This is a genomic window from Nostoc cf. edaphicum LEGE 07299 (genome assembly GCF_015207245.1).
Lineage (GTDB): Bacteria > Cyanobacteriota > Cyanobacteriia > Cyanobacteriales > Nostocaceae > Nostoc > Nostoc edaphicum_B.
In genome coordinates this window covers 1-4,539 of record NZ_JADEXF010000434.1, presented here as the reverse complement: position 1 = coordinate 4,539, position 4,539 = coordinate 1, and the positions used below count along the sequence as shown (strand labels likewise).

At 42.6% G+C, this 4,539-nt stretch carries 3 protein-coding genes and 1 pseudogene; all 4 read left to right on the top strand.

The genetic code is table 11. The features are described 5' to 3' along the window. Positions 1 to 134 precede the first annotated feature (134 nt). A complete protein-coding gene (locus IQ229_RS14185; protein WP_194044705.1) occupies positions 135 to 725 on the top strand; it encodes a TetR/AcrR family transcriptional regulator in 591 nt (196 codons plus the stop codon). 60 nt (positions 726 to 785) lie between these two features. Then, complete coding sequence (locus IQ229_RS14180; protein ID WP_194044704.1) at positions 786 to 2,075, top strand: HlyD family secretion protein; 1,290 nt, start codon at positions 786 to 788, stop codon at positions 2,073 to 2,075. After that, on the top strand, positions 2,075 to 4,060 hold the full coding sequence (locus IQ229_RS14175; RefSeq protein ID WP_194044706.1) for an ATP-binding cassette domain-containing protein: 1,986 nt from the start codon (positions 2,075 to 2,077) through the stop codon (positions 4,058 to 4,060). Before IQ229_RS14180 ends, IQ229_RS14175 begins: the two co-directional genes overlap by 1 nt. A gap of 174 nt (positions 4,061 to 4,234) precedes the next feature. Next, positions 4,235 to 4,539, top strand: a pseudogene (locus tag IQ229_RS14170) (ABC transporter permease); the annotation flags it as partial.

The window sequence follows — 4,539 nt, the reverse complement described above, 5'->3', positions numbered from 1 at the left end:
CTGTTAAGCAGGCAAGTTTTGCAGAGTAATCTGGGCGAATTTACATTGTTAATAGATTTGTAGTAACTGCTCGAAACCCAAAAGATTAGACATATAATAAATTCTAGAATACAGACCTGTAGGTATTGTACTTTATGATACTTATCAGAGCCGAACCACGGGAACGAATATTAACAACTGCTACCACGCTTTTCTATCAAAAGGGTATTCGTAATGTCGGTGTAGATGAGATAGTAGCCAAATCTAATGTTGCCAAAACGACTCTTTACCATCATTTCGCCTCCAAGGATGAATTGATTACCGAAGTCATGCGTCGCAGAAGTGAACAATGGCAGCAATGGTTATTTCAAGCCTTAGAGCAGCATCATGGTAGCCCGAAAGAACGACTAATAGCTATTTTTAATGTTTTAGGACAGTGGTTAGTCATCCATGAGTTTCATGGTTGTCCCTTTAGTACCGCAGCTGCTCAATTAGGTGATATACAACATCCCGCCTATGAATTTTGTGTAGAACCGAGACAGATCCTTTTTGCCCACATTACCCATTTGGTACAGGAAGCAGACCTCTGCAATCCGGAAAGTTTCGTACAGCAGATGATGCTTTTAATTGGCGGAGCTATTTTTACAGTCAATATGGAGGGAACCTCAGCCCTCACCACAGTAGGGTATGCTCGTCAAGCAGCGATCGCTTTGCTGTCTGCCCATGAACAACCAGAACTAAATTAAAGATTTAATTTTGATGGCAATAGTCTTAATTAATAAATTTAGAGCCACACCTTATACCTTATGTTAGAAACAGAAAATGAGTCTTATAATTCCAAACAAGCTCCCAGTAGTTCCATACAACCTGCTGAAATTGACAACCCTCAACTCCAGTTACCTCCCCAACAGCCCAAAAAACCACGTCTCAAAATTGTTAAACCCATTATTTTTGTAGCAGCGATCGCGCTTCTTGGCAGCTTAGGATACGTAGGGTATCGTCAATTTTTATATAAACCGCAGCCCAATGGTTTATTTCTCAGTGGTCGAATAGAAGGCTATGAAACTGATATTTCTAGCAAGACTGGTGGCAAAATTGGCGAAGTTGTGGTCAGAGAAGGAGATTTTATTCAACCAGGACAGCTATTAGTAAAGATTGACGATACAGATTTGCGCGCCCAACTACAGGGAACCCAAGCAAGGATCAATGCTGAGAAACAGCGTTTAGAACACGCCCGTCAGCAAATACCAGTTCTCCAAGCAGAATTAGACCAAGCTAATCTCATTACCCAGCAAGCAAAACAAGAAAGCGAAGGTCGAGTTTTAGAGGCAAAAAATTCTTTAGCAGCAGCCAAATCTGAGTTAGTAGAAGCCCAGACAAATTTAAAACTAGCCCAAGCTGAACAAAACAGGACGAGAAATTTATATAGTCAAGGTGTGGTCTCAGCTCAACAACAAGACCGAGACGACGCTCAAGCTGAAGCTGTCGAAGCTAGAGTCATGGTTGTGCGTCAGCAAATTGAAGCCGCTCAAGGCAGGCTGACACAAGCTCAAGCAACCCTACGCAACACACCAATTCGAGCAACAGCAGCATTACAAATCCAAAGACAAATCGCCCAAGCCCGTAGTAATATTTCCCTAGCCCAACAGGAAGTGTATAACGCCCAAGCAGCTAAAGCTCAGATAGAAGCTCAATTGAATTACTTGGTCGTGAATAGTCCTATGGCTGGTAATGTAATTACCCGTTCTGTACAACCAGGAGAAGTAGTTGCCGGTGGTGCGCCATTATTGACATTAGTCAATCTCAACCAATTGTATTTGCGTGGATTTGTTCCTGCTAATGAAATTGCCAAAGTCAAACTAGGGCAACAAGCACAGATTGAACTTGATGGATTGACCAACCAACCACTAGAAGCAACAGTAACTCGCGTAGATCCCAAAGCCAGCTTTACGCCAGAAAATATTTATTTTCAAGAAGACCGAGTTAAACAAGTCTTTGGTGTAGAACTAACTTTAAAAAACCCCCAAGGTATAGCCAAACCAGGTATGCCAGCTGACGCGAGGATTTTGTTACCACAAACACAGGCATCTAAATGATGAAGGATGAAACTGTAACAACTGAATCTGTATCGCCATTGCAGCCTACTCTTACCCGTGTTATTTCCATTCGCGATCTTCAACATCGCTACAGGCAACAAAGTCATAATGCTGTAGATGGTATTAATTTAGATATTTATCAAGGCGAAATTTTTGGACTGATTGGCCCTGATGGTGCAGGCAAATCTACAACATTTCAGATTCTCTCAGGAGTCATGCCACAAACGAGTGGTATTGTCGAGGTTTTGGGTTCCCAACCCCGGAGTCGGCGTTTGCAAATGGGCTACCTCACCCAACGCTTCAGCCTCTATCCAGATTTAAGCGTCCTGGAAAATCTCCACTATGCTGCTGGTTTACGAGAAGTTAGTGAAGCAGCTTTTAAAACGCGGAGTAAATACTATTTGGGTTTGTTGGATTTGGCACGATTTCAAGACCGTTTAGCGGGTCGTCTTTCTGGGGGGATGAAACAAAAATTAGGGCTTTGTTGTGCCTTAATTCATCAACCACAAATATTGCTATTAGATGAACCTACCACAGGTGTAGATCCAGTATCGCGTCGTGAATTTTGGGATATTCTCGCCCAACTGGCCGTTACCGAAGCAATGACTACAGTTGTAGCAACACCCTATCTTGATGAAGCCGAACGCTGTTCACGTATTGCCTTAATCTACGAAGGTAAAATTCAGCAATGTGATACAGTTGCTCAAGTCAAAGCAAGTCTGGGCGTGCAACGTATCGAAGTTTTCCTTCCCATTGCCCAGCTAGACCAAGCCGAAGACATTTTAAAACAAAATGCGGATGTTAATATGCTTACAGATGTCCAACGCTTCGGAGATCATCTGGATGTGCTGACACCGCAACCTAAACAGGCAAGCCAGAGGATTCGATCTGTTTTAGAGCAACAACAACTGCAATTAGAAAGTTTAGTTCTTGATACTCCAACCTTAGAGAATACCTTTGTGGCTCGTTTGCGGGAACTCAAAGGCGATATTCCCACGATCGCTTATCCTCGGCTGCACAAATCAGCATCCACATCTGGCATTGCGATTAAGGCAAATAATCTCAGTAAAATATTTGGTAACTTTCACGCCGTCAAACAAATCAATCTGGAAATTAAATACGGTGAAGTCTTTGGTTTATTAGGTGCCAATGGCGCAGGTAAAACAACTACAATTAAGATGTTGTGTGGCTTACTCAGTGCCAGTTCTGGACGTATGGCTTTGGCAGGAGAAACGGGTGAATTACGAAGTGCCAAAGTTCGGCAACGTATCGGCTATATGTCTCAGAAATTCACTCTTTATGATGACCTGACAATAGAACAAAATCTAGAGTTTTATTGCGGTATTTACGGGATACCTCTTCGTTCTCGGCGTGCCAAAAAAGACTGGGTATTGCAAATGAGCGATTTAGCTGGCAAGGGAAATCTACTAACTGCCGATTTACCTGGGGGTTGGAAGCAGAGAGTAGCTTTTGGTGCAGCAGTCATGCATGAACCCAAAGTTTTGTTTTTAGATGAGCTGACTTCAGGGGTTGATCCATTAGCAAGAAGGCAGTTTTGGCGGCTAATTAATCGATTTGCTCAGGAAGGAATGGCTATTTTAGTAACTACTCACTATTTAGAAGAGGCAGAACAGTGCCATCGTCTCGGATTTATGGTAGCGGGGGAAATTGTCACCCAAGGTACACCACGTCAAGTCAAAGCCGAACAACCGGGACAACTGGTGGAATGGGAATGTGAACCTTTGCAAAAAGCTTCGGATTTCCTCAAGCAGAAATTAGAAAATTGGCGAGTTTCGATTTTCGGTTCTCGTTTACATACTATTGTCGATCGTCCCGATCTAGAGATTCCCCAAATTCAAGCTTGGTTATTTGAGGCGGGTGTTTTCGTTCACAGCTGCCGAGAAATCGAATTTTCTTTGGAAGACGTATTTATTAGTGTGGTAGCGCAAGCACAACAACGTGGTTTAAGTGTGCTGGATGAGTAAGGTCATTGGTCATTGGTCATTGGTCATTGGTCATTAGTCATTGGTCATTGGTCATTAGTCATTGGTCATTGGTCATTAGTCATTAGTCATTGGTCATTGGTCATTAGTCATTAGTCACCCCGGCAACGCACTGGCTTCTGCCGTCTGCCTTATTTCTTAAGAGGTGAATTATTGATGGTGAGATTAAAACGTATATTTGCCCAAACTCTGAAAGAACTACGACAGTTGAGACGCGATCGCCTCACTGTGGCTTTGGCTTTGGCATTACCAATCTTATTATTGCTGTTGTTTGGGTTTGCTGTATCGCTGGAAATTAACAAAATTAACCTTGCTGTCCAAGATTTAGATTTAACTCCTACTAGTCGGGAGTATATTGCTTCTTTTGAACGCACCCAAAAATTTCATGTTGTTAGCCAAGGAGCAAACATCAAAGTTTCCCAAATGCTAAATCGGGTTGAAGCCACCATGGGCTTAATTAT

What these genes read in the sequence shown, in the direction of transcription:
- IQ229_RS14185 (WP_194044705.1), top strand. Translation starts at nt 135, where the DNA reads ATGATACTTATCAGAGCCGAACCACGGGAACGAATATTAACAACTGCT.
- IQ229_RS14180 (WP_194044704.1), top strand. Translation starts at nt 786, where the DNA reads ATGTTAGAAACAGAAAATGAGTCTTATAATTCCAAACAAGCTCCCAGT.
- IQ229_RS14175 (WP_194044706.1), top strand. Translation starts at nt 2,075, where the DNA reads ATGAAGGATGAAACTGTAACAACTGAATCTGTATCGCCATTGCAGCCT.